29 protein-coding genes are annotated in these 26765 nt (G+C 60.2%); 16 read left to right on the forward strand and 13 right to left on the reverse strand.

Going from position 1 to position 26765, the window contains the following annotated elements; all coding sequences use genetic code 11:
• Positions 1-84: 84 nt before the first annotated feature.
• Positions 85-528 carry a PilZ domain-containing protein gene (locus KVQ82_RS09930; RefSeq protein ID WP_041069521.1) on the reverse strand — a complete coding sequence of 148 codons (444 nt, stop codon included), beginning with the start codon at positions 526-528 and terminating at the stop codon, positions 85-87.
• On the opposite strand from KVQ82_RS09930, the gene KVQ82_RS09935 reads away from it, so the two are divergent.
• The 5 genes from KVQ82_RS09935 to cysB all read left to right on the forward strand — a co-directional run bounded on the left by KVQ82_RS09935 (position 527) and on the right by cysB (position 4496).
• On the forward strand, positions 527-913 hold the full coding sequence (locus tag KVQ82_RS09935) for a co-chaperone YbbN (RefSeq protein ID WP_222018753.1): 387 nt from the start codon (positions 527-529) through the stop codon (positions 911-913). The two genes, KVQ82_RS09930 and KVQ82_RS09935, sit on opposite strands and share 2 nt — an antisense overlap.
• Entirely contained in the window at positions 914-1870 is a 957-nt protein-coding gene (locus KVQ82_RS09940) for a putative 2-dehydropantoate 2-reductase (RefSeq protein WP_222018754.1), read from the forward strand. It begins immediately after the preceding gene.
• A 30-nt stretch (positions 1871-1900) separates the two neighbouring features.
• Positions 1901-2806 carry a 5'-nucleotidase gene (locus KVQ82_RS09945; protein ID WP_041069529.1) on the forward strand — a complete coding sequence of 302 codons (906 nt, stop codon included), beginning with the start codon at positions 1901-1903 and terminating at the stop codon, positions 2804-2806.
• A gap of 98 nt (positions 2807-2904) precedes the next feature.
• Entirely contained in the window at positions 2905-3408 is a 504-nt protein-coding gene (locus KVQ82_RS09950) for a universal stress protein (protein ID WP_041069532.1), read from the forward strand.
• Positions 3409-3521: 113 nt separating this feature from the next.
• Positions 3522-4496 carry an HTH-type transcriptional regulator CysB gene (gene cysB / locus KVQ82_RS09955; RefSeq protein ID WP_007908591.1) on the forward strand — a complete coding sequence of 325 codons (975 nt, stop codon included), beginning with the start codon at positions 3522-3524 and terminating at the stop codon, positions 4494-4496.
• 9 nt (positions 4497-4505) lie between these two features.
• Here cysB and KVQ82_RS09960 read toward each other — a convergent pair whose 3' ends face one another.
• Together KVQ82_RS09960 and KVQ82_RS09965 are read right to left on the reverse strand one after the other, a co-directional pair.
• Positions 4506-4988 (reverse strand): GreA/GreB family elongation factor, encoded by a 483-nt coding sequence (locus tag KVQ82_RS09960; protein ID WP_222018755.1) that lies wholly within the window; start codon positions 4986-4988, stop codon positions 4506-4508.
• A gap of 2 nt (positions 4989-4990) precedes the next feature.
• Positions 4991-5401: a hypothetical protein gene (locus KVQ82_RS09965; RefSeq protein ID WP_222018756.1), complete on the reverse strand. Its 411-nt coding sequence runs from the start codon at positions 5399-5401 to the stop codon at positions 4991-4993.
• Positions 5402-5525: 124 nt separating this feature from the next.
• Between KVQ82_RS09965 and earP the strand changes: the two genes are divergently transcribed.
• The gene (gene earP, locus KVQ82_RS09970) at positions 5526-6668 is read left to right on the forward strand and encodes an elongation factor P maturation arginine rhamnosyltransferase EarP (RefSeq protein ID WP_222018757.1); all 1143 of its coding nucleotides are present in this window, start codon (positions 5526-5528) and stop codon (positions 6666-6668) included.
• A gap of 48 nt (positions 6669-6716) precedes the next feature.
• Positions 6717-7286: an elongation factor P gene (locus KVQ82_RS09975; protein ID WP_047599842.1), complete on the forward strand. Its 570-nt coding sequence runs from the start codon at positions 6717-6719 to the stop codon at positions 7284-7286.
• Between the two features lie 190 nt (positions 7287-7476).
• Here KVQ82_RS09975 and KVQ82_RS09980 read toward each other — a convergent pair whose 3' ends face one another.
• The 3 genes from KVQ82_RS09980 to KVQ82_RS09990 form a co-directional block, all read right to left on the reverse strand.
• A complete protein-coding gene (locus tag KVQ82_RS09980) occupies positions 7477-7896 on the reverse strand; it encodes an organic hydroperoxide resistance protein (protein WP_108183405.1) in 420 nt (139 codons plus the stop codon).
• A gap of 271 nt (positions 7897-8167) precedes the next feature.
• Positions 8168-8623, reverse strand: coding sequence for a MarR family winged helix-turn-helix transcriptional regulator (locus KVQ82_RS09985; RefSeq protein ID WP_041069550.1), 456 nt, complete (start codon positions 8621-8623; stop codon positions 8168-8170).
• 73 nt (positions 8624-8696) lie between these two features.
• Positions 8697-9653, reverse strand: a complete 957-nt coding sequence (locus KVQ82_RS09990; protein WP_222018758.1) for a LysR family transcriptional regulator — start codon at positions 9651-9653, stop codon at positions 8697-8699.
• A 110-nt stretch (positions 9654-9763) separates the two neighbouring features.
• Here KVQ82_RS09990 and KVQ82_RS09995 point away from each other — a divergent pair, with 110 nt between their 5' ends.
• Positions 9764-10513, forward strand: coding sequence for a sulfite exporter TauE/SafE family protein (locus tag KVQ82_RS09995; protein WP_222019376.1), 750 nt, complete (start codon positions 9764-9766; stop codon positions 10511-10513).
• Here KVQ82_RS09995 and KVQ82_RS10000 read toward each other — a convergent pair.
• The gene (locus KVQ82_RS10000) at positions 10503-11357 is read right to left on the reverse strand and encodes a LysR substrate-binding domain-containing protein (protein WP_047295460.1); all 855 of its coding nucleotides are present in this window, start codon (positions 11355-11357) and stop codon (positions 10503-10505) included. The two genes, KVQ82_RS09995 and KVQ82_RS10000, sit on opposite strands and share 11 nt — an antisense overlap.
• Positions 11358-11453: 96 nt before the next feature.
• On the opposite strand from KVQ82_RS10000, the gene KVQ82_RS10005 reads away from it, so the two are divergent.
• Both KVQ82_RS10005 and KVQ82_RS10010 read left to right on the forward strand, forming a co-directional pair.
• On the forward strand, positions 11454-11675 hold the full coding sequence (locus KVQ82_RS10005; RefSeq protein WP_222018759.1) for a DUF1127 domain-containing protein: 222 nt from the start codon (positions 11454-11456) through the stop codon (positions 11673-11675).
• Between the two features lie 64 nt (positions 11676-11739).
• The gene (locus tag KVQ82_RS10010) at positions 11740-12966 is read left to right on the forward strand and encodes a winged helix-turn-helix domain-containing protein (protein ID WP_222018760.1); all 1227 of its coding nucleotides are present in this window, start codon (positions 11740-11742) and stop codon (positions 12964-12966) included.
• 181 nt (positions 12967-13147) lie between these two features.
• Here the strand turns inward: KVQ82_RS10010 and KVQ82_RS10015 are convergent, their stop codons facing one another.
• Positions 13148-14494 carry a class II 3-deoxy-7-phosphoheptulonate synthase gene (locus tag KVQ82_RS10015; protein ID WP_007964815.1) on the reverse strand — a complete coding sequence of 449 codons (1347 nt, stop codon included), beginning with the start codon at positions 14492-14494 and terminating at the stop codon, positions 13148-13150.
• Between the two features lie 153 nt (positions 14495-14647).
• Between KVQ82_RS10015 and KVQ82_RS10020 the strand changes: the two genes are divergently transcribed.
• Complete coding sequence (locus KVQ82_RS10020; RefSeq protein WP_041069570.1) at positions 14648-15403, forward strand: spermidine synthase; 756 nt, start codon at positions 14648-14650, stop codon at positions 15401-15403.
• A gap of 113 nt (positions 15404-15516) precedes the next feature.
• Here the strand turns inward: KVQ82_RS10020 and KVQ82_RS10025 are convergent, their stop codons facing one another.
• Entirely contained in the window at positions 15517-16308 is a 792-nt protein-coding gene (locus KVQ82_RS10025) for a crotonase/enoyl-CoA hydratase family protein (RefSeq protein WP_222018761.1), read from the reverse strand.
• Between the two features lie 421 nt (positions 16309-16729).
• Between KVQ82_RS10025 and KVQ82_RS10030 the strand changes: the two genes are divergently transcribed.
• Positions 16730-18403, forward strand: a complete 1674-nt coding sequence (locus tag KVQ82_RS10030; RefSeq protein WP_007964821.1) for a DEAD/DEAH box helicase — start codon at positions 16730-16732, stop codon at positions 18401-18403.
• A 117-nt stretch (positions 18404-18520) separates the two neighbouring features.
• Here KVQ82_RS10030 and KVQ82_RS10035 read toward each other — a convergent pair whose 3' ends face one another.
• Positions 18521-19288 (reverse strand): class III extradiol ring-cleavage dioxygenase, encoded by a 768-nt coding sequence (locus tag KVQ82_RS10035; RefSeq protein WP_222018762.1) that lies wholly within the window; start codon positions 19286-19288, stop codon positions 18521-18523.
• A 102-nt stretch (positions 19289-19390) separates the two neighbouring features.
• On the opposite strand from KVQ82_RS10035, the gene KVQ82_RS10040 reads away from it, so the two are divergent.
• A complete protein-coding gene (locus KVQ82_RS10040) occupies positions 19391-20047 on the forward strand; it encodes a thiopurine S-methyltransferase (RefSeq protein WP_222018763.1) in 657 nt (218 codons plus the stop codon).
• A 127-nt stretch (positions 20048-20174) separates the two neighbouring features.
• Here the strand turns inward: KVQ82_RS10040 and htpX are convergent, their stop codons facing one another.
• Complete coding sequence (gene htpX / locus KVQ82_RS10045) at positions 20175-21062, reverse strand: protease HtpX (protein ID WP_041069582.1); 888 nt, start codon at positions 21060-21062, stop codon at positions 20175-20177.
• 303 nt (positions 21063-21365) lie between these two features.
• Positions 21366-22577, reverse strand: coding sequence for a pyridoxal phosphate-dependent aminotransferase (locus KVQ82_RS10050; protein ID WP_003226761.1), 1212 nt, complete (start codon positions 22575-22577; stop codon positions 21366-21368).
• A 223-nt stretch (positions 22578-22800) separates the two neighbouring features.
• Here KVQ82_RS10050 and msrB point away from each other — a divergent pair, with 223 nt between their 5' ends.
• The 3 genes from msrB (at position 22801) to KVQ82_RS10065 (ending at position 24331) form a co-directional block, all read left to right on the forward strand.
• Positions 22801-23196, forward strand: a complete 396-nt coding sequence (msrB, locus tag KVQ82_RS10055; RefSeq protein WP_108183397.1) for a peptide-methionine (R)-S-oxide reductase MsrB — start codon at positions 22801-22803, stop codon at positions 23194-23196.
• Between the two features lie 191 nt (positions 23197-23387).
• Positions 23388-23873 carry a glutathione peroxidase gene (locus tag KVQ82_RS10060; protein WP_027613435.1) on the forward strand — a complete coding sequence of 162 codons (486 nt, stop codon included), beginning with the start codon at positions 23388-23390 and terminating at the stop codon, positions 23871-23873.
• On the forward strand, positions 23870-24331 hold the full coding sequence (locus KVQ82_RS10065) for a MarR family winged helix-turn-helix transcriptional regulator (RefSeq protein WP_108183396.1): 462 nt from the start codon (positions 23870-23872) through the stop codon (positions 24329-24331). The genes KVQ82_RS10060 and KVQ82_RS10065 overlap by 4 nt, the downstream gene beginning before the upstream one ends.
• Here KVQ82_RS10065 and KVQ82_RS10070 read toward each other — a convergent pair.
• Entirely contained in the window at positions 24315-26636 is a 2322-nt protein-coding gene (locus tag KVQ82_RS10070) for a response regulator (RefSeq protein ID WP_222018764.1), read from the reverse strand. The two genes, KVQ82_RS10065 and KVQ82_RS10070, sit on opposite strands and share 17 nt — an antisense overlap.
• Positions 26637-26765: the final 129 nt, after the last annotated feature.

Here is a 26765-nt window from a genome sequence, read left to right on the forward strand (position 1 = left end):
GCGGCGGAGCACAGCAGATTTAAGCGCGTCGGGGAGCCGAACCTTAGCGCGTCAGACGCGGCTCGACAATGGGCAAGCACCGCTTTAATCCAGCACTGGCTGGGCAAAAGCCTTGCGCACGCTGTCGTGGGAGAACTCGTTGGCGTGTTGTTCGACCCATTGCAGGGCCAGCGCCTGAATATCCTGCAGGTCGTCATGGGCCTCGTTCATGCGGCAATAACGTTCGATCTGGCACACCTGTTCGCCCATCCGGGCGCTGAACAGCGTCTGCTCATCAGTGAACGCGATCCCCACCAGATAGCCCTTTTTGCGTCGCAGGCACCACGCCACATAGCCCGGAAAACAGAGGTCGGCATTGAGCGTCGGCAAGCGCACTTCAAGGGCGGTGCCGTGGCGCCAGGCGCGGTGATAATTGCAAGCGATCCCGCCGAGGCTGATAGTGTGCAGCTGTTGCCTGGAAATACACTCAGGCTTGAGCAAGGTTAATTCAACCGGCACTTCGTCCGGATGAGGAATGAAACGTCCCATGAGCACAGACTCCCTGTGTCGGCCATTTGACATTGTTTCCCCCAGTATAGTGGTCGAATCCGAGCTGACCGATTTCGACGCCGACCAGCGGCTGCTGGCGATGAGCGGTGTTTCGCTGGTGATTTTCACCAGTGTCGGCTGTTCCAGTTGCCGCTATGCCAGAGAGGTGTTGCCCGGGTTCGCGCTGGCGGTGGATCGCCTGTGCTGGATCGATGCCGGCAACAACGGCGGGCTGGTGGAGCGCTATCAGGTCTTTCATTTGCCGGCGCTGTTTGTGGTACGCGACGGCGAGTTCTTTGGGGCATTGCACACGCGTCTGAGCGCCGCTGCGCTGAACGCGGCAGTGGCGCAGGCGCTGGGTCGAATTGCAGAGGAGTTGCCATAGATGGTGGGAGCAGACAGCAAACCGGTGATCGGGATTATCGGCACCGGTGCAATTGGCGGGTTTTACGGTTTGATGCTGGCGCGGGCCGGTTTCGATGTGCACTTTTTACTGCGCAGTGAGTTTTCAGCGGTGGCCGAGCGGGGGTTGCAAGTGGACAGTGCCGTGCATGGCACGCTGACATTGAACCCGGTGCAAGCGTATGCCAAGGCCGAGGACATGCCGGCCTGCGACTGGTTGCTGGTCGGCGCCAAGACCACCAGCAGCGCGGGTCTGGCCCCGGCGATCATTGCCGCGGCCAGGCCCGGCGCGAAAGTGCTGGTGCTGCAGAACGGTCTGGACGTCGAAGACAGCTTGCGTGAGTTGCTGCCCGACTCCCTGCATCTGCTCGGTGGTCTGTGCCTGATCTGCGTGCATCGCGAAGGCCCGGGGCACATCACCCATCAGGCCTTGGGGGCGGTGAACGTCGGCTATCACAGCGGCCCGGCGACGGACGATGCGGCGCGCATGGCGCTCGTTGAAGAGGGCGCCAGTCTGTTCCGCGCCGCGGGCATCGATTCGCAGGCGATGGCCAATCTGCAACAGGCGCGCTGGCAGAAACTGGTGTGGAATATTCCCTACAACGGTCTCTCGGTGTTGCTCGGTGCCGGTACCACGCCGCTGATGGCCGACGCTGACAGTCGCGCGTTGATTCAGGCATTGATGGCTGAAGTCGTGAAGGGCGCCAAGGCCTGCGGTCACGATATGCCGCCCGGTTACGCCGAGTACTTGTTCACAATGACCGAGAAAATGCCCGATTACTGGCCGAGCATGTACCACGATTTTCTGCACAAACGGCCGCTGGAGCTGGAAGCGATTTACGCCCGGCCATTGGCCGCCGCCAAGGCGGCAGGATGTGAATTGCCACGAATCGATGCGCTGCATCGTACGTTGGGTTTCATCGACCGACGCAACACCTGAGTCGGTTTTTTGCGGGAGTGGGGGGAAGGCATGGCCAAGAATATCGATGACAAACTGGTGCTGGCGATTTCGTCTCGCGCCTTGTTCGACCTGAGCGAGAGTCACAAGGTCTACCTGTCGAGCGGCGTTGAAGCCTATCGGCAATACCAGATCGAACACGAAGACGAAATTCTCGCCCCTGGCGATGCGTTCCCGCTGGTGGAAAAACTCCTGAGCCTCAACAGTCGCCTCGACCGCGCCCGGGTCGAGGTGATTCTGGTTTCGCGCAACAGTGCCGATACCGGCCTGCGCGCGTTCAACTCGATTCATCACTACGGGCTGGACATTTCCCGGGCGGCCTTCGTCGGCGGACGCAGCCCGTATCCGTATCTCAAGGCCTTTGGCTGTGACCTGTTTCTGTCCACGCACGCCGAGGACGTGCGCGCCGCACTGGATGCCGGATTTGCTGCAGCGACAATTCTGTCTGGTGGCGCCAGCCGTGCCGCGAGTGATGAGTTGCGCATCGCCTTCGACGGTGACGCGGTGTTGTTCTCCGACGAATCCGAGCGCATTTATCAGTCCGGCGGGCTGGAGGCGTTCCAGGCGAAGGAACGCGAGTCGGCACGCGAGCCATTGCGCGGTGGGCCGTTCAAAGGTTTTCTGGCGGCGCTCAATGCGCTGCAACGCGAGTTCCCGGAGGACGACTGCCCGATCCGCACGGCGCTGGTCACCGCGCGTTCGGCACCGGCCCATGAGCGGGTGATCCGCACCTTGCGCGAGTGGGATATCCGCCTCGACGAGTCGCTGTTCCTCGGCGGTCTGACCAAATCGGCATTCCTCGAAGCCTTTGCCGCCGACGTGTTTTTCGACGATCAGGCCGGGCACTGCGAGCTCGCCCGTGAAGTGGTCGCCACCGGCCATGTGCCGCATGGCATCAGCAACGAAACGTCGATCTAAAGCCCCTGTGCTTCAAGACGTTGCGTCGCACGTCGTAGTCGCCAAGGCACTGCTAAGCTGAATCAAATCTCCGCCATGTTGGCACGCGAGGAGGTCATATGATTCGTTCGATGCTGTATGCCACTGACCTCGGTCTGTACGCACCGTTAGTGATGCAGCATGCCCTGGCACTGGCGCGGACATTCAATGCCGACTTGTACGTGGTGCATGCAGTGGAGCCCATGGGGCTGTTTGCCGAATCGGTGTTGCAGAGTTATCTCGACGAACAGGCATTGAACGAATTTCACAGTCAGGGTCTGAAAACTGTCATCGCCAGTATCGAGCAACGGGTGCTGGACAGTTTTCGCGAAGAGCTGGGCGACGAGGGCGAGCAGGATCTGCAGCGGATTTGCGCGGTTCGGGTGGTGCAGGGCGATCCGGCGCAGGTGATTCTCGACCAGGTGCAGAAACTCTCTGTGGATTTGTTGATCGTAGGCACTCACAGTCACGGCGTAGGGGCGGAAACGCCTTTGGGGCGCACGGCGACCCGGGTCCTGCAATTGGCCAAGGTGCCGGTCTATCTGGTGCCGTTGGTGGAGCGTCGGCGCCGGGGGGATCGCTGAAGCGGGAATAATGGCGTTTTGATAAAAAAGTTCTAGATTTATTCATCAAACCATTAATATAGTTATATACCGTCGCTGATGCCCGTGGCGTCTACCTGCTTTGAGGGATACATATGAAGCTTCAACAATTGCGCTACATCTGGGAAGTGGCGCACCACGACCTCAACGTTTCCGCTACCGCCCAAAGCCTTTACACCTCGCAACCGGGTATCAGTAAACAGATCCGTCTGCTGGAAGACGAACTTGGCGTTGAAGTGTTCGCTCGCAGCGGCAAACACCTGACCCGCGTCACCCCGGCCGGCGAGCGCATCATCACCACCGCTGGCGAAATCCTGCGCAAGGTCGAAAGCATCAAGCAGATCGCTCAGGAATTCTCCAACGAGAAGAAAGGTACCCTGTCGATCGCCACCACCCACACCCAGGCACGTTACGCATTGCCGCCGGTGATCAGCAATTTCATCAAGCAATACCCGGACGTGGCGCTGCACATGCACCAAGGGTCGCCGATGCAGATCGCCGAGATGGCCGCTGACGGCACGGTCGATTTCGCCATTGCCACCGAAGCGCTGGAGCTGTTCGGTGATCTGGTGATGATGCCTTGCTATCGCTGGAACCGTTGCGTGGTCGTGCCTCAGGGCCACCCGCTGACCAAGTTGCCGAAGCTGACCCTCGAAGCGCTGGCCGAATATCCGATCGTGACATACGTGTTCGGTTTCACCGGCCGTTCGAAACTCGACGAAGCCTTCAGCCATCGTGGCCTGACGCCGAAAGTAGTGTTTACCGCCGCCGACGCCGACGTGATCAAAACCTACGTGCGTCTGGGGCTGGGTGTGGGCATCGTCGCCAAAATGGCGGTCGACACCAAGCTCGATAACGACCTGGTGGTGCTGGATGCCAGCGAACTGTTCGAGTCGAGCATCACCAAGATCGGTTTCCGTCGCGGTACGTTCCTGCGTGGTTTCATGTGCGACTTCATCGAGAAGTTCGCCCCGCACCTGACCCGCGAAGTGATGGCCAAAGCCATCCAGTGCCACAACAAACAGGAACTGGAAGAGCTGTTCGACGGCGTCGAATTGCCGGTCCACTAAGTCCCCGCCTCAAAGCACCTCGGTGACAGCGAACTGTTGCCGGGTGCCTGCCACCAGAATCTCCACCTCATCGCCCTCGAGCTTGCCCAGCAGGCTTTTGCCCAGCGGCGAGCGTGGGCTGATGACGGTAATCGGCTGACCCACCACATCGACTTTCAGGCCCGCTGCATCCGGGGCCAGAAACAGCCATTGTTCGCGACCCTTTTCGTCTTCCAGACCAAGCAGGGCGCCGATCTCGATGCCGCGATTTTCGTCGTAGGCGCGCAGCGTCAGGTTCTGGCATAGCGCCAGTGACTGGCGGATTTCCTCGACGCGTTTCGCCTGACCCGCCGCCAGATAGGAAGCCTCAAGTACGAGGGTGTCGTACTTGTTCTCGGCGATGTTTTCTTCGTGGGTCGCGGTTTCATAAGCGGTCTGCGCGGCGCGCTCGGCGATGTCGAGGTCGGCGCGCAGTTTGTCGAGGATCAGTTGGTGGACGGTGTGTTTGTTCATGATCAATCGCAGAATTGCAAAACGTTGGCGCGGCTCTTTTCGCTCGGCGCAGTCTGGTCCTGTTGCAGCCAGAACTGGCATTTCGGATTCGACTGGTTGCGACTGCTGCCGCGAGCCTGATCCAGGCGTGCCTGCTGCTCGTTCTTGCGCAGGTTCTCTTCGTACTGCTCGAACAGCGGACTCTGTGGCGGTATGTCCGGTTGTACCTGGACGGCCGCTGGCGGCTTGGCCAGTTGCTGCACGGCCTGGGCAACCGGCGCCAGTTGCTCGGTCAACACAAAACGCGAGATCAGCCAGCAGGTCAGGGCGATGGCCAGAAAGCCCAGCCACATGCCCAGAGCAATACTGCCGGTCAGTTGCAACGCGCTGAGCTGAATGGGCAAGGGACGACGTGGGTTGGGACGATAGGGCATGGCTGCCTCCTGGCGGATGATTGCGGGCAAGTGGCGATTGTCGCACGAAGATTAATCGCCGTCGGCTCTTCTGCGCGAGGTCATTTATGCGGACAATCAGCGCTTTTGCCAACGGGAGTCTTGCATGTCGGTACCGAAAACCCGCTGGGATATTTTTTGCACCGTGGTCGACAACTATGGCGACATCGGCGTGACCTGGCGTCTGGCCCGGCAACTGGTGGCCGAACATGGACTGGCAGTGCGCTTGTGGGTTGATGACCTGCGCGCCTTCGAACGCATCTGCCCCGAGATCGACATCCACCTTGCGCAGCAATCGCAGCAGGGCGTCGAGGTGTGGCACTGGCCGAGCGACTGGCCGCAGACGGAAGCGGCGGACGTGGTGATCGCCGCGTTTGCTTGTCAGTTGCCAGCTGCCTATATGGACGCCATGGCCGAGCGGCAACGGCCGCCGCTGTGGATGAACCTCGATTACCTCAGCGCTGAAGACTGGGTCACCGGTTGTCACGGTTTACCGTCGGTGAAGTACAAGTCGGTGCAGAAATTCTTTTTCTTTCCCGGATTTCGACCTGGGACCGGCGGCTTACTGCGTGAAAGCGGTCTGCTTGAGCGGCGTCGGCAATTTCAGCAGGACGCGACTGCACAGCGCCAGTTTCTGCAAGGCTTGGGTGTAGATCGCGTAGCAGACGCACAACTGATTTCATTGTTTGCCTACGAGAATGCCGGGCTGGCCAGTTGGCTGGACGTGCTGGCTGCCGATAGCACGCCGACCCATCTACTGGTGCCGGAAGGGCGGATTCTCGGTGACGTTGCGCGCTGGCTCGGGGTCGACTCTCTGGCCGTTGGTGACCTGAACGTGCGTCAGGCGCTGACGGTGCAGGTGCTGCCGTTCGTTCGTCAGGATCAATACGATCAGTTGCTGTGGTGCTGCGACTTCAACGCAGTGCGCGGAGAAGACTCGTTCGTCCGTGCACAGTGGGCCGGGCGACCGATGCTCTGGCACATTTATCAGCAGGATGAAGACATCCATCTGGACAAGCTCGACGCCTTTCTTGCGTTGTATACGAAAGGGCTTTCGCCGGCCGCTGCCGAGGCGATGAACGGTCTGTGGCGGGCCTGGAGTGCCGGGCAACCGATCGGCGAGCACTGGCTCAAGGCCCGTAAACACGGGTCAGAACTGCAGGAAAACGCCGAGCAATGGTGTCTGGAACAAGGCTTGCAGGCGGATCTTGCCACGGCGCTGGTACAGTTTTACCTAAATTGGATATGATACGCGGCCTAGATTTTTGTAAATCCCATCCAAATTCGGATATTCGCAATGAAAACTGGTAAAGAACTCAAACCCGGTACCGTGATCCGTATCGACAACGATCCTTGGCTGGTTCAGAAAGCTGAATTCACCAAGTCGGGCCGTAACAGCGCGATCATGAAGACCAAGCTGAAGAACCTGCTGACCGGTTACAAGACCGAAACCGTTTACGGTGCGGACGACAAGCTGGACGACGTGATCCTGGATCGTAAAGAAGCCACCCTGTCTTTCATCAGCGGTGACACCTACACGTTCATGGACACCACTGACTACACCATGTACGAGCTGAACGCCGAAGACATCGAAAGCGTTCTGCCTTTCGTTGAAGAAGGCATGACCGACGTTTGCGAAGCCGTGTTCTTCGAAGAGCGTCTGGTGTCCGTAGAACTGCCGACCACCATCGTGCGTGTAGTTGACTACACCGAAGGTTCGGCTCGTGGCGACACTTCCGGCAAAGTCATGAAGCCAGCCAAACTGGCCAACGGTACCGAGCTGCAGGTTGCCGACTTCATCGAAATCGGTGACAAGATCGAGATCGATACCCGCGAAGGCGGTTCCTACAAAGGCCGTGCCAAATAAGCACTGCTTTTTACGGAAAGAAAAAGCCCGACCATTGAGTCGGGCTTTTTTGTGCCTGCGATTCCACATCTACCCCTGAACCCTGTGGGAGCGAGCTTGCTCGCGAATGCGGTGTGTCATTCAACAAACAGGTTGTCTGACCGGGCCTGTTCGCGAGCAAGCCCGCTCCCACAGTGGTTTGGCGTTGTTCTCAAACGGTGGTGTGCAGACGTACGTCAACGTTGCCACGGGTCGCGTTGGAGTACGGGCAGACTTGATGCGCCGCTTCGACCAGGCTTTGTGCGTCAGCCTGTTCCAGGCCCGGCAGATTGATGTGCAGGTCGATGTCCAGACCGAAACCGCCAGGAATCTGGCCGATACCGACGTGAGCGGTGATCGAGGCGTCGTCCGGGATTTTGCGTTTGGTCTGACTGGCAACGAATTTCAGCGCGCCGATGAAGCAGGCCGAGTAGCCGGCAGCGAACAGTTGCTCAGGGTTGGTGGCCGCGCCGCCGGCACCGCCGAGTTCTTTCGGAGTAGCCAGCTTGACGTCGAGGATGTTGTCGCTGGAGATCGCACGACCATCACGGCCGCCAGTGGAGGTTGCGATTGCGGTGTAGAGCGTTTGCATGGTGTGAGCCTCGTCGAGTGTGTTTGTTTGCGCTAATTATTTGCGCGCTAAGTAAGTGCGAAGTGAATGTAGCTCGCTAATGTTTTGTGCGCAAGATAATTTTTTGAAGAAAGTGGGAATGGGCGCTTGGATCGGGCTGGGTCGTGATCTCAAGCTTTTGATATAGAAGGTTTTTTTGAACCTGAAACGAGAGGAAAAATTTTCGGGGGGTAAGCGGGGAATGTGCGATTCGCCTGCAGGCGCAAGGCTGCGCCCACAGGGAAGGGGAGTCTTAAGCGAGGCTGTCTTGCAAATGACCACGCAATGCCTGCAATTCAGCTTGCAGGTTTTGCAGGCGCTCCAGCGTGAAGCCACTGGCCCCCAGGATGCATTGAGGCACGGTTCGGGCCTTGTTCTTCAAGGCGCGTCCCTGGGCAGTCAGTTCAACGATCACCACGCGTTCATCCTCACGGCTGCGGGTTCGGCTGAGCAAGCCTTCACCTTCCAGCCGCTTGAGCAGCGGGGTCAGCGAGCCCGGATCGGTCAGCAGGCGCGTGCTGATTTCGCCCACGGTCAAACCGTCCTTTTCCCACAGCACCATCATTGCCAGATACTGCGGGTAAGTCAGGCCCAGCGCTTGCAGTAGCGGCTTGTAGACCTTGGTCATCATCAGCGAAGTGGAATGCAGGGCGAAGCAGGCCTGATTGTCGAGCAGCAGGTCGTCGCAGGTGTCGCGTTCGGTGGTCATGGCAAAGCCTTGTTCGGTGATGGGCTTGAATCTAGCGCCCGATTGTTTAATGCGCCAGATAATTATCCAGAATCTAGTGCCGACCCAGTTCGCGCTGTAGCGCAATATCCCACGGCGGCATCGGGCTGAAGCGGGTCTTGAGGTATTCCAGCAGCAGGCGGCTACGCGAATGGGTCTGTTGTTCCATGCGCAGCGCATAGATGCCGGTGGTCTCTGGTGGCGGTAGGCCGTTCCCGCAGAACAGCGGCAGCAGTTCGCCGCGCAGCAGGTATTCACTGGCCAGCCAAGTGGGCAAATGCGCGATGCCCAGCCCGGCCAGTGCCCCGCACACCAGCGCTTCGGCATTGTTGGCGCTCATGCGGATGCGCGCGGGGCGATGCAGTTGCATTTGCCCGTCCAGTTCGAAGCGCCAGGCGAAGGGCGGGGCGAGACCTTCCCAATCCAGCCCGTCATGTTCACTCAACTGCGCGGGATGGCGCGGTGCGCCACGGCGTTTCAGGTAGTCGGGGCTGGCACAGGCAATGCGCACCATGCTCGCCAGCGGCGTGGCGACCAGCCGTGTATCGGCCATTTGCCCGGCGCGCAGCACCAGATCGACTTTGCCCAGATTCGAGCCGTGCATGTCGATAAAGCTGTCGATCAGGTGCAATTGCACGTCGAGGCCCGGGTACAGCACCAGAAAGTCAGCGATGACCGGCGCGAGATGGCGGCGACCAAAAGCGGCGGGGGCATCGATGCGGATCAAGCCTTCCGGCGCACTGCTCAACGACACCGCTTCGGCGCGGGCCAGTTGCAGCTCGCTGACGATGCGCCGCGCCCGCTCGGCAAACGCCAAACCCGCCGGAGTTGCCCTTACGACGTGGGTGCTGCGAATGAACAACTGGCTGCCAACCGCGCTTTCCAGGCTGTCGATGCGCCGCGCCACGGCGGAAGGCGTCAGCGGATGACGACGGGAAGCTGCAGAAAAACTGCCGCTTTCCAGCACATCGAGAAACAGCCCGAGCTGTTCGGTCAACTGATTGGGATTCATGAGTGTTTCGGTGCTTGTGCGAAATTGGCATAGCCATTGTGCGTTGCTGTGCGTTTCCCCGCCAGCCTCGACTGCGTAGGATGAATCGCCTGACGGATGAGGACATCGCTGTGATCGAGTTTTTGTTGTACCTGCTGTTTGGCGCCGCCCTAGGGACACTGGGCGGGATCTTCGGCATCGGCGGTGGTTTGATCGCCATCCCGCTGCTGGGCGTGTGGTTTGGCCTCGATCAGCAGATCGCCCAAGGCACGGCGCTGGTGATGGTGGTGCCCAACGTGATGCTGGCGCTGTGGCGTTATCACCAGCGTAATCGCATCGAACTGCGCCACGCGCTGCCGCTGGCGATCATGGGTTTTTGCTTTGCGTGGATCGGTTCGATCTGGGCGGTGGGCATTGATGCGCAAACCATGCGGATCGGTTTTGTCGCTTTCCTCGTGGTGCTCTCGGCGTACAACCTGCTGAAGATGTTCGGCAAGAAAACCGCCGTGACCTCCGAGATGCGTTACTCATGGCCATGGCTGGGTGTGCTTGGCGCGGCGTCCGGAACCATGGGCGGTCTGTTCGGTGTTGGCGGGGCCGTGGTGGCGACGCCGGTCCTCACCAGTCTGTTCGGCACAAGCCAGGTGGTTGCTCAAGGCCTGTCGCTGGCACTGGCGCTGCCCAGCACCGGCGTGACCCTGGTGACTTATGCGGTGCATCACGAGGTCGACTGGATGATCGGCCTGCCCCTGGCCATCGGCGGTCTGGCGAGCATCAGTTGGGGCGTCAAAGTCGCCCACGCCATGCCGGAAAAACTGCTGCGCGGGCTGTTTTGCGGTTTCCTGGTGCTGTGTGCGGTGATGCTCGCGTTTAAAGTTTGAAGCCTTCGACGATGTGCTCGGCCAGGCATTCGGTGATCGGCGACGGGTTGTTCAGGTTGCGGATCAGCATGATGCTGGCCTCGGGCAGCAGCGGCAGGTCTTCGTTGGCTCCGAGAATACGCATGTCCGGGGTGATCAAACTCTCCAGTTGCGCGGTGATCGCCAGACCCGCGCTCACCACCGCCATCAGTGCCGACAGGCTGGTGCTGTTGTAGGCGATGCGGTAATCGCGGCCCATCGCGTCCAGCGCATTGCAAGCCCACAAGCGGCAGAAACAATCACTGTTGAACATCGCCAGCGGCAGCGGCGTCTGCTCGTGCGCGCTGAAATTCTGCGCCTCGGCCCAGACGAAACGCTCTTTGCGCAGCAACTGGCCGATCTCGTTGCCCGGCTCGCGGGTGACGATCGACAAGTCCAGATCGGTGCGCTGCAACAGCTGTTTGCTGGACTCGCAATGCACTTCGATCTGGATCAGCGGGTAGAACTGCGCGAATCGCGACAGGATCCCCGGCAGAAACCGCATCACGTAATCGTCCGGCGTACCGATGCGCACGGTGCCGACCATGTGCGGCTCGCGCAGGGTGTTGAACACTTCGCTGTGCAATTTCAGGATGCGTCGCGCATAACCCAGCAATACCTGGCCTTCGGCAGTCAGGCGTACCTGGCGGCCGTCGCGCTCGAACAGCTGACGCTGCAACACGTCTTCTTCCAGACGCTTCATCTGCATGCTCACCGCCGATTGCGTGCGGTTGACCATTTCGCCGGCGCGGGTAAAACCACCCTGATCGGCAATCGCGACGAAGGTGCGCAGGACATCGGTATCGATACTCGGGTAGGCCGACAATTGATGAATCTCCGTGATGAATGCCATCAGAAACATTCGTTGGATTGATCTTAGCGCCAGCGCGAGACTTGAGCCATCCACAAGGAGGGCAACACGATGAAAGGTCAAAGAGAGTATGTAGACGACGCAAAATTTTCCGGCCACGGCCATATCGTTTCCGATCTGCTGCACAAGTTCAGCCGCTGGTACGAACTGCACCGTGAGCGCGAGTTGCTCGCCAGTCTGAGCGACGAAGCGCTGAAGGACATCGGGGTCAGTCGGGCCGACGTCGAGCACGAGGCCATTCGGGCGTTCTGGGACGATCCGATGCATAAATGATCGGCGCCTTACTACACAAACCACTTTCAGGTGAGGTAGGTTGCGAGCAGACAAGGAGATGTTCATGCCCGCGACTCTGGCCCTTTCTCTCAAACAGGCGCGACGTCTGGCGCTGGCCGCCCAAGGATTCAACGGGCGCCAGCCGCCAACCGTCAAGGCGCCGCAGCTCAACCGGCTGATCGAACGGCTGGGTCTGCTGCAGATCGACTCCGTCAACGCCGTGGTGCGCTCGCACTACCTGCCGCTGTTTTCCCGTCTGGGTTCCTATTCCGCCGATTTGCTCGACCAGGCCGCCTGGAGTTCGGGACGACGTCGCACGTTGTTCGAATACTGGGGCCATGAAGCGTCGTTGCTGCCATTGGCCATGTATCCGTTGATGGGGTGGCGCATGCAGCGGGCGAGGAATGGCAGAGACATTTATCAGCAACTGGCAAAGTTTGGTCTGGAGCAGCAGAGCGTTGTGCGCCGGGTCTTGAGTGCGGTCGAGGAGCGCGGTGCATTGGGTGCCGGCAGCCTGTCGACCCGCGAGGACAAGGCCGGGCAGTGGTGGGACTGGAGTGCGGAAAAGCATGCGCTGGAGTGGTTGTTCGCTGCGGGTGAAGTGACCGTGGCCGGTCGCCGCGGTTTTGAGCGTTTGTATGACTTGCCGGAGCGGGTCATTCCCTCTCCGATTCTGCAACAAGCGTTACCTGACGAGGCTGAGGCGCAGCGTGGCTTGTTGCTGCACGCGGCGCAGGCACTCGGCGTCGGCACGGAAAAGGATCTGCGGGATTATTTCCGCTTGAATCCTGCGGATGCGCGACCGCGTCTGGCGGAATTGGTCGAGGACGGGCAGTTGCAGACCTGTGAAGTCGCCGGTTGGCGACAGATTGCCTACTGCCTGCCGGAACCGAAGGTGCCGCGCAAAGTGGTTGCCAGTGCACTGTTGTCGCCGTTCGATTCGTTGATCTGGGAACGCAGTCGCACCGAGCGACTGTTTGATTTCCGCTATCGGTTGGAGATTTATACGCCGCAAGACAAGCGGGTCTATGGCTATTACGTGCTGCCGTTCTTGCACAACGAGCGGATTGCCGCGCGGGTCGACCTGCGGGCCGAGCGAGCGTCGGGGCGCCTGGCGGTGCACGCGGTGCACGAGGAAGTGCCGGGGCTGGATGAAGAGGGGATGCTGGCGCTGGCGTTGAATCTGCGGCAGATGGCCGTTTGGCTGGGGCTTGCGCGGGTGCAGCTTAATTGTCAGCGTGAGAGTGCGGCGCGGTTGCGGGTGGCGTTGGCGCAAATTGAGGGTGCCTGAACGACCTCATCGCCAGCAGGCTGGCTCCCACAGAGATCTTTGAGTGATTTTGACCCCTGTAGGAGCTGCCGAAGGCTGCGATCTTTTGATTTTGCTTTTCAAGATCAAAAGATCGCAGCCTTCGGCAGCTCCTACAGGGATAGAGGTCAATCCATGCCTGCTGGCGATGGGGCGACTCGGTCTAGCGGCGGACCTGTTTCAGAGTTTCCGCAATCAAAAACGCCAGTTCCAGCGACTGATCGGCATTCATCCGCGGATCGCAGTGGGTGTGATAACGATCCGACAACCCGTCTTCCGTGATCGGCCGCGCGCCACCGATGCACTCGGTGACGTTCTGCCCGGTCATCTCGATATGAATCCCGCCGGCATAAGTGCCTTCGGCTTCATGCACCTGGAAGAATTGCTTCACCTCACCCAGGATCTGCGCGAAGTCGCGGGTCTTGTAGCCGCTGCTGGCCTTGATGGTATTGCCGTGCATCGGGTCGGAGCTCCACAGCACCTGTTTGCCCTCACGCTGCACCGCGCGGATCAGCGCCGGCAGGTGATCGCCGACCTTGTTCGCACCCATCCGCGCAATCAGGTTCAGGCGTCCCGGATCGTTGTCCGGGTTGAGCACGTCGATCAGGCGAATCAGATCATCCGGGTTCATGCTCGGGCCGACTTTCACCCCGATCGGGTTGTTCACCCCGCGCAGGAATTCGACGTGAGCGCCGTCGAGCTGACGGGTGCGGTCGCCGATCCACAGCATGTGCGCCGAGCAATCGTAGTAATCGTTGGTCAGGCTGTCGCGACGCACGAAGGCTTCTTCGTAATTCAGCAGCAGCGCTTCGTGGGCGGTGAAGAAACTGGTTTCGCGCAGTTGCGGCGAGCTGTCCATGCCGCAGGCGCGCATGAACGCCAGGGTTTCATCGATGCGATCGGCGAGGTGGCTGTATTTTTCGGCCAGTGCCGAGTTGGCGATGAAGTCCAGGTTCCACTTGTGCACCTGATGCAGGTCGGCAAAACCGCCCTGGGCGAAGGCGCGCAACAGGTTCAGGGTGGCGGTGGACTGGTGATAGGACTGCAGCAGGCGCTCCGGATCCGGCACGCGGCTCTTTTCGTCGAAACCGATGCCGTTGACGATGTCGCCCCGGTAGGCCGGCAGGGTCACACCGTCGATGGTCTCGTCGTTGGCCGAGCGCGGCTTGGCGAACTGACCGGCCATGCGCCCGACCTTGACCACCGGGCAACCGGCGGCGAAGGTCATTACGATCGCCATTTGCAGCAGCACTTTAAAAGTGTCGCGAATCTTCGCCGCCGAGAACTCGGCAAAGCTTTCCGCGCAATCGCCGCCCTGCAACAGGAACGCCCGGCCCTGAGTCACTTCGGCAAACTGGCGGCGCAGCTCGCGTGCTTCACCGGCAAACACCAGCGGCGGATAGCTGGCCAGGGTCTGCTCGACCTGGCGCAGATGCGCGGCGTCGGGGTATTGGGGTTGTTGCTGGATCGGCAGGGCGCGCCAGCTGTCAGGACTCCAGGGTTGGCTCATCACGGTCTCTAATGGGTTCTACGCACGGGAAGGCCATGGTAGCAGCAATTAGTGCGTGACCTGCTCCCGCCCCATCACCGACAATCGCCGCTTTGCCACGGCGCCGCAGCGGTGCCATCGCGTCACCGCGCCCGGTGACCATCAGGAGACGAAATGACTGAGGAGCGCGTCGAGCTGTTGCTCGCCGAGGTACAGGATGAGTTCGGCGTGATTCGCGTGCTGGAAGTAGCCGATTACCGCTTTCTGGAATTCGGCGATGCTATTGAGCAGAGCTGCGTGTTCACCGCCGATCCGAGCTGGCTGGAATACGACTACACCCGGGCGATGCTGATTGGCGCGTTGTGCCATGAACAACCGGAGAGCGCGCTGTTTCTTGGCCTCGGTGCCGGTACGCTGACCCAGGCCTGCCTCAAGTTCCTGCCGCTGGAAGATGTCGAAGCCATCGAACTGCGCCCGGACGTGCCGCGTTTGGCCATCGAATACCTGGGGCTGGATGACGATCCGCGTTTGTACATTCGGGTCGGCGATGCGCTGGAGTTGCTGCCGACGGCCGAGCCTGCGGATCTGATCTTTGTCGACCTGTACACCGATGTCGGCCCGGGTGTCGGGCATCTGGCCTGGAGTTTTCTCGGTGACTGTCAGAAGCGTTTGAATCCGGGCGGCTGGCTGGTGATCAACCAGTGGGCCACCGATGATGGCAAACCGTTGGGCGCCGCGTTGCTGCGTGGGCTCTACCACCGGCATTACTGGGAACTGCCGGTGAAGGAGGGCAATGTGATTCTGATTGTGCCGGCGGATCTCGATCAGGAGCTCGACATGCAGGCGTTGACCGCCCGCGCTGAAGCGCTGGCGCCGCGGTTGGGGTATTCGTTGCAGTCGTTGATCAACAGTATTCGCCCAGCCACCTGAGCGGCGACTCGGTCAACTGTAGGAGCTGCCGAAGGCTGCGATCTTTTGACTTTGATTTTAGAAACAAGATCAAAAGATCGCAGCCTTCGGCAGCTCCTACAGGGAGGAGTTCATCAGATCCCTTTGAAGATGCCTGGCCGCCGCTCAACCAGCGAGCTGATGCCTTCCTTGGCATCCTCACTCCCCAGCAACTTCTTCACCAGCGCCGGCAATCCCTGTGCCGCCGCCGTCTCACCTTCATACCGTGCCTGCCGCGCCGACATCAGCGTCGCCTGCACCCCCAAGGGTGCCTGCCGGGCAATCCGCTCGGCCAGTTCGATCGCGCGGGGCAGCAGGTCCTCACTGGCCATTACTTCCTGTACCAAACCCAGGCGCAATGCATCATGCGCATCGAACTCATCGCCGGTCAGCAGCCAGCGCATGGCATTGCCCCAGCCGGCCACCTGATGAAAACGCAAGGTCGCACCACCAAAAGGAAAAATTCCTCGCTGCACTTCCATTTGCGCGAAGCGGGTGTTGCTCGCACACAGGTTGATGTCAGCGGCCAGCATCAACTCGATGCCGATGGTCAGGCAGTAGCCCTGCGCGGCGACAATTACCGGTTTGCTGACCCGTGGACCAACGAAAACACCCCACGGGTCGCAACCGCCGGTCGGAACCTGCCAGCCTTCGGCGAGGGCGGCGCTGGTGTTGAGCAGATCCAGACCGGCGGTAAAGTGCTCGCCATGCCCGAACACCACGGCCACTCGCGCGTCACTGTCGGCCTCGAACTCACCGTAGGCCAGGCTCAGATCATTGAGCAGATCGAGGTCGAAGGCATTGCGTTTGGCGGCCCGGTCGAGGCCAATCAAGTGGACATGACCACGATGTTCGCGGCTGACGCGGCCGGGGCAGGGCTGATTCATGGGTAGATCCTCGGGCGGGAAGGGCGGGTGCAGCGACGGTATGCCGCACATCGATGAATCGTTTAAGCGTCATCACCCGCAAGGCCGGGCCTTTGCAAAATAGACCTTCGCACGATTATCCGCAAAACCCCGTTACACAGCGGTGACACAGCGATTCAGCTGATAAAAAAAGCTCCCTTTTTGGGCAAATTCCGGTATAGTGCGCGCCGGCCTTTAACCGGGCCGCGTTTAGGTAGCGCAATTCCCCGAAGTCAGCTTCGGCTGCACGTCCGCACTGCGGGCTCTTCCTTGACGATTCTTTTTCATTCATACGTTTTCGCAAATCCCCGCCGACAAAGCTGCCAGGGCGACTCTTGAGTCTCAACACGGCATGCGCAGCTTTGGAGCATGGGTCTTTGCGGATGCACTTAGAGGCAGACCCATGACCCAGGAAATCGGCGGCTTCGCCGCTCTTGAACTTCATCCCAATATTGTCGCTGCAGTAGTCGCTACCGGCTATGAAGAGCCTTCGGCCATTCAGCAGCAGTCGATCCCGATCATCCTCGCCGGTCACGATATGATTGGTCAGGCGCAAACCGGTACCGGTAAAACCGCTGCCTTTGCCCTGCCTATCCTGCACCGCATTGATCCGTCCAAGCGCGAGCCGCAAGCTCTGATCCTGGCCCCAACTCGTGAGTTGGCGCTACAAGTTGCAACCGCTTTCGAAACCTACGCCAAGCAAATGCCGGGCGTAACTGTTGTGGCTGTCTACGGCGGCGCGCCGATGGGCCCACAATTGAAAGCAATCCGTAATGGCGCACAGATCGTTGTCGCCACACCGGGCCGTCTGTGCGACCACCTGCGTCGCGACGAAAAAGTCCTCGCTACCGTGAACCACCTGGTTCTGGACGAGGCGGACGAAATGCTCAAACTGGGCTTCATGGATGACCTGGAAGTGATCTTCAAGGCCATGCCGGAAACCCGTCAGACCGTATTGTTCTCGGCAACCTTGCCGCAGTCGATCCGTGCCATCGCCGAGCGCCACCTGCGCGATCCGAAGCACGTGAAGATCCAGAGCAAGACTCAGACCGTTACCGCGATCGAACAGGCTCACCTGTTGGTTCACGCTGACCAGAAGACCTCTGCCGTTCTCAGCTTGCTGGAAGTGGAAGACTTCGACGCGCTGATCATGTTCGTGCGCACCAAGCAAGCGACCCTGGATCTGGCCAGTGCCCTGGACGCCAAAGGCTACAAAGCCGCTGCGCTGAACGGTGACATCGCCCAGAACCAGCGTGAGCGCGTCATCGACTCGCTCAAGGATGGCCGTCTGGACATCGTTGTTGCGACCGACGTGGCTGCCCGTGGTCTGGATGTTCCGCGCATCACCCACGTGTTCAACGTGGACATGCCGTACGATCCGGAATCTTACGTGCACCGTATCGGCCGTACCGGCCGTGCCGGTCGCGAAGGTCGTGCGCTGCTGCTGGTGACTCCACGTGAGCGCCGCATGCTGCAAGTGATCGAGCGTGTCACCGGCCAGAAAGTTGCCGAAGTGCGTCTGCCGGACGCTCAAGCTGTGCTCGATGCACGCATCAAGAAACTGACCAACAGCCTGTCGCCGCTGGTTGCCGATGCCGAATCGACTCACGGCGAGCTGCTCGATCGTCTGACCGCTGACATCGGTTGCACCCCGCGTGCACTGGCTGCAGCCCTGCTGCGCAAGGCAACCAACGGTCAAGCGCTGAACCTGGCAGCGATCGAGAAGGAACGTCCACTGGTGCCGAACAACGCACCGCGTGGCGACCGTCCTGAGCGTTCCGGTGATCGTCCTGATCGTGGCGACCGCGAGCGTCGCGCGCCAATGCCTCTGGGTGAAGGCCGTGCCCGTTGCCGTACCGCGCTGGGTGCGCGTGACGGTATCGCCGCCAAGAACCTGCTGGGCGCCATCCTCAACGAAGGTGGTCTGGCCCGCGAAGCGATCGGTCGCATCCAGGTGCGTGACAGCTTCAGCCTCGTCGAGCTGCCGGAAGATGGTCTGGACAAACTCCTGACCAAGCTGAAGGACACTCGCGTCGCTGGCAAGCAGCTGAAACTGCGTCGCTACCGCGAAGATTGATCCGCCCTCGGGCTGATTGATCAAACATAAAAAATCCCCGACTGGTTCGGGGATTTTTTATGTCTGCTTTTTGCCTCGCCCCACAACCCTGTGGGAGCTGGCTTGCCAGCGATGACGTCAGCCGAAGCGATAGATATCCATACCCAGTGCACCCATCGTGAAGCCTTTATGCGCTACGCGGAACTCACCTCCCGCGCCACGGGCGAAATACAGCGGCAACAAATGCTCATCACTCGGATGGCTGCGCACCGCATTCGGTGCCTGCTGACGATAGTCGTGCAACGCCGCTTCGTCATTGGCCGCCAACTTGTCGATCATCCAGTCGCGGAAGTCCCGCGCCCACGGCTCGACGCTTTCCGGGCCGGCATGCCAGTCCAGTTCGCGCAGGTTGTGGGTGATGCTGCCGGAGCCGATCAGCAAAATACCCTGCTCGCGCAGACTCGCCAGTGCGTGCCCGACACGGGTTTGCAGCGCCGGGCCACCGCGACTCGGCAGCGATACCTGCACCACCGGAATATCCGCCTGCGGGTACATCAGTGACAGCGGCACCCAGACGCCGTGGTCGAACGGTCGTTGCGCATCGAGGCGAGCCGGAAGATGGGCAGCGTTGAGCAATTCGGCCACTTCGGCGGCCAGTTGCGGATTGCCCGGCGCCGGATATTGCACTTCAAACAGGGCGCGGGGAAAACCGCCGAAGTCATGCCAGGTTTCGGGCTGCGAATGGCTGCTGACCCGCAATTCCTGGCTTTCCCAGTGGGCAGAGACAATCACGATGGCTTTCGGTTTAGGCAGTTCAGCCGCCAGGCGCTGCAGAGCCGGGCCGCTGGCGCCTGGCTCCAGAGCAAGCATGGGTGAACCATGAGAAATAAACAGGCTGGGAAACATGATGGGTTCCTGAGCGGTAAGATGGTGCCATCTTCAGTCAGATCATTGATCTAAATCTAATATAAGTTTTAACGCCTTTTGATCGAATTTTTGGGGTGAAGCATGCAGCCTGAGTTTTGGCACAAGAAGTGGGAATCCAATCAGATCGGCTTTCATCTGCCTGAGGTCAACCCGTATCTACAGCGTCACTGGCCGCAGTTGGCGATCCCGATGCAGGCGCGGGTGCTGGTGCCGTTGTGCGGCAAAAGCCTGGATCTGTTGTGGCTGGCCGGGCGCGGACATCAGGTGCTCGGGGTCGAGTTGTCGCAGAAGGCCATCGAGGACTTCTTCAGTGAGCATCAGGTAACGCCGCAGGTCAGCGACGAGGGACCGTTCAAGGTCTATCGCGGCGATTCCATCGAGTTGCGGTGCGGTGATTTCTTCGCGCTGACTGCAGGCGATGTAGCGGACTGCGCGGCATTGTACGACCGCGCAGCGTTGATCGCCTTGCCGCCTGCGATGCGTGAACGCTATGCGGCGCATCTGCAGCAAATCCTGCCGCCGGTTGTGCAGGGGCTGTTGATCACACTGGATTACGATCAGGCGCAGATGTCCGGGCCACCGTTTGCGGTGAGCGATGATGAGGTGCAGCGCTTGCTGGCGGGTGCCTGGCAGGTGCGAATGCTGGAAGAGCAGGATGTGCTGGGGGAGAGCTGGAAGTTTCTGCAGGCGGGGGTGACGCGGTTGGAGGAGCGGGTTTACCGGGTTTCTGGTCGATAGGTTTGTACTGGCTGTGCGGGCCCCATCGCTGGCTTGCCAGCGATGGGGCCAGATCAGCCAACACACAATCCCGAGCACAAAAAAGGCCCGCATCACTGCGGGCCTTTTTATTGTTACGCCGGTCGGATCAACCGCGACGACGCAGCGCGTCGATACGCTCTTCCAGCGGCGGATGGCTCATGAACATGCGGGCAAAGCCCTGTTTGATGCCACCGTTGATGCCGAAGGCGTTCAGAGTGTCCGGCATGTGTACCGGCAGGCCCTGTTCGGCGCGCAGGCGTTGCAGCGCGCCGATCATCGCGTTGGTGCCCGCCAGACGTGCGCCGGCTTCGTCGGCACGGAATTCGCGCTTGCGCGAGAACCACATGACGATAGCGCTGGCGAGGATGCCCAGGACCAGTTCGGCGAAGATGGTCGCCACGTAGTAGGCAATGCCCTGGCCTTCTTCGTTCTTGAAAATCACCTTGTCGACGAAGTTGCCGATGATCCGCGCAAAAAACATCACGAAGGTGTTCACCACGCCCTGGATCAGCGCCAGGGTGACCATGTCACCGTTGGCCACGTGACCGATTTCGTGGGCCAGAACGGCTTTCACTTCATCCGGCGAAAAGCGCTCGAGCAGGCCCTGGCTGACTGCGACCAAAGCGTCGTTCTTGTTCCAGCCGGTCGCAAAGGCATTGGCCTCGTAGGCCGGAAAAATACCGACTTCGGGCATCTTGATCCCGGCTTCGCGGGACAGTTGCTCGACGGTTTGAAGCAGCCATTGTTCATGCCGGGTACGTGGCTGGCTGATGATCTGGGTGCCGGTGCTCATCTTGGCCATCCACTTTGAGATGAACAGCGAGAACAGCGAACCGGCGAAACCAAAGACCGCACAGAAAACCAGCAGCTGACTGAGGTTGAGATCAACCCCGTTGGCCGCCATGAACCCGTTGAAGCCGAACAGGCTCAGGGTGATGCTGGCTATCAGCACGACCGCCAGGTTAGTGGCCAAAAACAGCAGGATGCGCATCATGGTTGTAGAAATCTCCTCAAGCTAAAGATGTAGCGTACTGCGGGGTATATAAGGTGCGGCACGGGGTGATTCAACTGAGTGACTATTTCAAACTGTGTCCTACAGCGGATTCCGGGGCTGCAGGCCATTGCCCACGACCGAAACCGAAAGGGATGACAGCCAGCCGCCACCCGCCACCACTGCGCCAGAGGCGTGTGGACTATACGAATCGCAAGTGTAGAAGGCCCTGCGAGGCGAGGAGGGCAGAAGTGTTGCTGAATCAGACAGTGCGCAACGTTCGGACCGTTGCGCACTGTCGACCGGTTACTGGCGGTAGGATTTGAGGAAGTTGCCGATACGTCCGATGGCCATCTCGAGGTCGTCGACGCGGGGCAGGGTTACCACGCGGAAGTGATCCGGCCACGGCCAGTTGAATGCCGTGCCTTGCACCACCAGCAGCTTCTCGGAGAGCAGCAGGTCGAGGACGAATTTTTCGTCGTTGTGGATCGGGCAGACCTTCGGGTCGATCCGCGGGAATGCATACAGCGCGCCCATCGGCTTGACGCAGCTGACGCCCGGAATGTCGTTGAGCAACTCCCAGGTACGGTTGCGCTGCTCCAGCAGGCGACCTTGCGGCAGCACCAGATCATTGATGCTCTGATAACCGCCGAGGGCAGTCTGGATCGCGTGCTGGCTCGGCACGTTGGCGCACAGGCGCATGTTGGCCAGCATGTCGATGCCTTCGATGTAGCTCTGGGCATTGTGTTTCGGCCCGGAGATGGCGATCCAACCGGAGCGGAAACCCGCCACGCGGTAGGATTTCGACAGACCGTTGAAGGTCAGGCACAGCAGGTCCGGCGCCAGCGAGGCGGTGCAGATGTGCACAGCATCGTCATAGAGGATCTTGTCGTAGATCTCGTCGGAGAACACCACCAGATTGTGCGCGCGGGCGATTTCCAGCATGCCCAGCAGTACTTCCTTCGAGTACACCGCACCGGTCGGGTTGTTCGGGTTGATGATCACCATGGCCTTGGTGTTCGGCGTGATCTTGGCCTTGATGTCGGCCAGATCCGGGAACCAGTCGGCACCCTCGTCGCACAGGTAGTGAACGGCGTTACCGCCGGCCAGGCTCACGGCGGCGGTCCAGAGCGGGTAGTCCGGGGCCGGTACCAGCACTTCGTCACCGTTGTTGAGCAGCGCCTGCAGCGACATCACGATCAGCTCGGACACGCCGTTGCCCAGGTAGATGTCTTCGATGCCGACACCTTCGACATTCTTTTGCTGGTAGTACTGCATCACCGCTTTACGGGCGCTGAACAGGCCTTTGGAATCGCTGTAGCCTTGGGCGGTCGGCAGATTGCGGATCACGTCCTGGAGAATTTCGTCCGGCGCTTCGAAACCAAACGGTGCCGGGTTGCCGATGTTCAGCTTGAGGATGCGCTGGCCTTCCTCCTCCAGACGTTTGGCGTGCTTGAGCACCGGTCCGCGAATGTCGTAGCAGACGTTGGCGAGCTTGTTCGATTTGCTGAACTGCATGGCGATGTGATCCCGAAAATGAACGATCCAGACGGCGGATGGCCAACCGTACTGGGATTCCTGCGTCTTCGCACAGGCGGAGTCTTGCGCGGTGGCGCCAATAATCCGTTTGAATGCGCCCGGTCTGGCTGCCAGACTGGCGTGTGACGAGGCGCAATCATACGTGCCACCCGATCCGTGGAAAAGGTACAGATCGGGCTTTTTCAGCCGTTGAGGTGTGATGATGGAAAAGTTGGAAAAAACCCTGGAAGAATGGCGTGCGATGCTCGATCCCGAGCAGTACAACGTGTGCCGGCTCAGTGCGACCGAACGGCCGTTCTCCGGCAAATACAACGCCACCAAAACCGACGGCATTTATCATTGCGTCTGCTGCAATGAGCCGCTGTTCGACTCCCAAACCAAATTCGATTCCGGCTGCGGCTGGCCGAGCTTTTACGCGCCGATCGGCGAAAGCGCCATGGCCGAAATCCGCGATACCAGTCACGGCATGATCCGCACCGAGGTCAAATGCGCTCGCTGTGACGCGCATCTGGGCCACGTGTTTCCCGATGGTCCGCCACCGACCGGTCTGCGTTATTGCATTAACTCGGTGTGCCTGAACCTCGAGCCGCGCGATTGAACTGCTCGCTCGACCGGCTGGTTTGATCCACCCTGTAGGAGCTGCCGAAGGCTGCGATCTCTTGATTTTTAAAGATCAAAAGATCGCAGCCTTCGGCAGCTCCTACATGATGGCAACTCAATTAATTAAATTGCACACAATTTAATTGCTCGCTATGTTTGACCTTTGCCGATAACCCGTGGAGCCGTCTCATGAGCGACAACCTGCTGAATATTCCTGTCACCACCATCAAGGGTGAACAAAAGACCCTGGCCGACTTCGCCGGCAAGGCCGTTCTGGTGGTCAACACCGCCAGCAAATGCGGCTTCACCCCGCAATACAAAGGACTGGAAGAGCTGTGGCAGACCTACAAGGATCAGGGCCTGGTGGTGCTGGGGTTTCCATGTAATCAGTTCGGCAAGCAGGAGCCAGGCAACGAGGGTGCGATCAGCGAATTCTGTGAGCTGAATTACGGCGTGAGTTTCCCGTTGTTCAAGAAGATCGATGTCAACGGTTCTGATGCGCATCCACTGTTCGTACAGTTGAAAAAACGCGCTCCGGGTCTGCTCGGCTCGGAGGGCATCAAGTGGAATTTCACCAAGTTCCTGATCGGCAAGGATGGGCAACTGGTCAAGCGTTTTGCGCCGACCACCAAGCCGCAGGACATCAGCGGCGAGATCGAAGCCCTGCTCAAATGAACAGCCTGCCCGACGATTCGCTGAAGCTCGACAGTCAGTTGTGCTTCAAGTTGTATGCTGCGTCCCGGGCGGTGATTCGCGCTTACAAGCCGATGCTCGATCAGCTCGGCCTGACGTACCCGCAGTACCTGGTGATGCTGGTGCTGTGGGAGTGGCAGGACAGAGCGCCGGAGCAACCGACGGTCAAGGCCTTGGGCGAGCGTCTGGCGCTGGACTCCGGCACTCTGACGCCGTTGCTCAAGCGGCTTGAGCAATTGCAGTGGGTGCAGCGCCAGCGCTCGACGCGTGACGAGCGTGAAGTGCATCTAAGCCTGACCACCCAGGGCCAGGCGTTGCGCGAGCAGGTTGGGCCGCTCAAGGCCCGATTGTTGTGCGACAGCGGCGTGGATCTTGATCGGCTCAATGATTTGCGTAACGGTCTTGATCACCTGCTGGGGCAGATCAAGGCGCTGACGTAGTCGGAATCCACTGGTCGAGCAGGGCCGCCAGCTCTTCGCGGCGGAACGGCTTGGCCAGATAATCGCTCATGCCGGCGGCACGGCAGCGCTCGCGCTCCTCGGACATGGCGTTGGCGGTCAGTGCCACGATCGGGAGGTGCGGCCAGCGCCCGCTCTGGCGAATCTGCCGGCTCGCTTCGTAGCCGTCCATCACCGGCATGTTGCAGTCCATCAGCACCAGGTCGAACTCATCGTGCTCCAGTTGATCCAGCGCTTCGGCGCCGTGGGCGGCGACCACCACGTCGCACCCGAGCTTGCCAAGCATGCCTTTGGCCACCAACTGGTTGACCGGATTGTCCTCCACCAGCAGCACGCGTCCGCGGCGTTGAACCGGCTGGCTTTCTTGCTGCGCATCGTTGTTCGTGGTGATGTCTGCCAGCAGAATGCGCCGCAGGATCTGATACAGCGCGTTGCGTGCCAGTGGTCGGGCCTGTTGCTGCAATGGCGCCAGCGCAGCGGCCTCTTCGCTGGGCATGAAGCTGCCATAAGCGGTCACCACCAGGATCGGCGCGCTGAGGGTCGGGCGCAGACTGAACAGGCATTCCGGGCAATCGGTGATCAGCAGATCGGGTGACAGGCCCAGCAACGGGTCGTCCATGGTGCGCTGTTCATACGTCACGCCCCACACCGGCAACAGCGTCTTGAGCAGTTCCGCCAGGCCGCTGCTGGCCGAGGTGATCGCCAATACCTTGCCGTGCAGCGGTGGCGGCATGATCGCCCGGGTATGGCACGGCAGCGGCAGGTCGGCACAAAACTGACTGCCGAAACCGGCCTCGGAACTGATGGTCAGTCGACCCTGCATGGCTTCACAGAGGTTGTAGGTCAGCGCCAGGCCGAGACCGGTGCCGCCGTACTGCCGGGTGATACCGGCGCCCGCCTGGGTGAACGGCTGGAAGATTTTCACCTGAGCTTCCTGGGCGATGCCGATACCGGTGTCGCAGACTTCAATGCGCACCCCGTCGCCATGGGCCGACAGACGCACATCAACCCGGCCGAAGCGGGTGAACTTCAGGGCATTGGACAACAGATTGCTGACGATCTGCCGCACCCGGGTCGGATCTCCCAGCACCAGAGCGGGGAAGTGCGGATCGATCAGGCAGGTCAGCTCGACGCTCGGCGCGGCGTTCTGCGACAGCAGGTTGGCGGTATCCTCGATCAGCGAGCCGAGGTCGAACGGAATGTGCTCGAGCTCCAGTTGCCCGGCATCGAACTTGGACAGGTCGAGAATATCGTTGAGCAGCTCCACCAGCACCTTGCCCGAGTCATGGGCAATTGACAGCTGTTGCTGTTGTTCGGCGTTCAGCGGGCCGTCAAGGGACAGAGCGATCATGCCCAGCAGACCGTTGAGCGGGGTGCGGATCTCGTGACTCATGTTGGCAAGGAACGCCGAGCGTGCTTCGGCCATGTCCAGTGCGGTGCTGCGGGCGATCTCCAGTTCTTCGTTGGACTGGCTGAGCCGGGTGTTGATCGCCTTGAGCTCGGCGGTGCGGGCTGAAACGATGTGCTCCAACTGCCCGAGGTAGTCGGTCAGGCGGTTTTCGGCGTTGCGGCGCTGCTGGATTTCCGTGGCGATGTTTTCGAACTGCTGGTTGGCGACTTTGACCAGCACGCCGATCTCGTCATTGGCGTGGCCGGCCGGGCATTCCAGCGTTGTCGGTTCTGCACTGCGTGCGTCGCGCGCACTGAGTTCACGAATCAGCCGTACCAGTGGCTTGGTCAGCATCACGTAGAACAACGCCAGCAGGATCCCGGTGAGGATCAGGCTGCGGGCAAACCCGTTGAGCAGAGTGACTTCGGCGCGGCGCAGGAAACGGCTGCCGAACGCGTACGTGTCGACTTCAAGGCTGAGGATGCCCAATGATTCGTCAGGCAGGTGGTCGAGGTAAAGACGGTCTTCGAACTGGCGTTTGGCGCCGAACAGGAAGTCGCTGATCACTCGATAGCCGCTTTGCAGCTCCGGGCGTTTGACGTTGGCCAGCACGTTGCCATTGTTGTCCGTCAGTTGTGCCGAGATGATCGCCGGCGAACGCAACAGGCCCAGAGTCAATTCCTGCGCCAGTTCAGCGTCGATGTTGTAGGCGATCCGCGATGCCGGATTGTGGCTGATTTCCAGCAAAGACAGGATTTCACGGTTGATGGAGGCGTCTTCGCTGGCATAATCGATGCCGATTTGCAGCAGGCTGAGCAGCGTGCCCAGAATGAACCCGACCAGCACAGTGAATCTGGCTTGCTTGTAAGACAGCCGGTGGGTGAATTTGATATCCATGGGGTGTTGAACCACTTCCGTTTCCCTTCGCTGCTCAAGCATAGTCGATCATGTCTGGATACCGAGGTTCCCGAATCGCCTTGTAACAAGGCCTGAGCGGGGGATTGAAATCTGTCTGTCGTCGCTGTA

This window comes from Pseudomonas sp. AO-1 (genome assembly GCF_019775695.1).
Classification (GTDB): domain Bacteria; phylum Pseudomonadota; class Gammaproteobacteria; order Pseudomonadales; family Pseudomonadaceae; genus Aquipseudomonas; species Aquipseudomonas parakoreensis.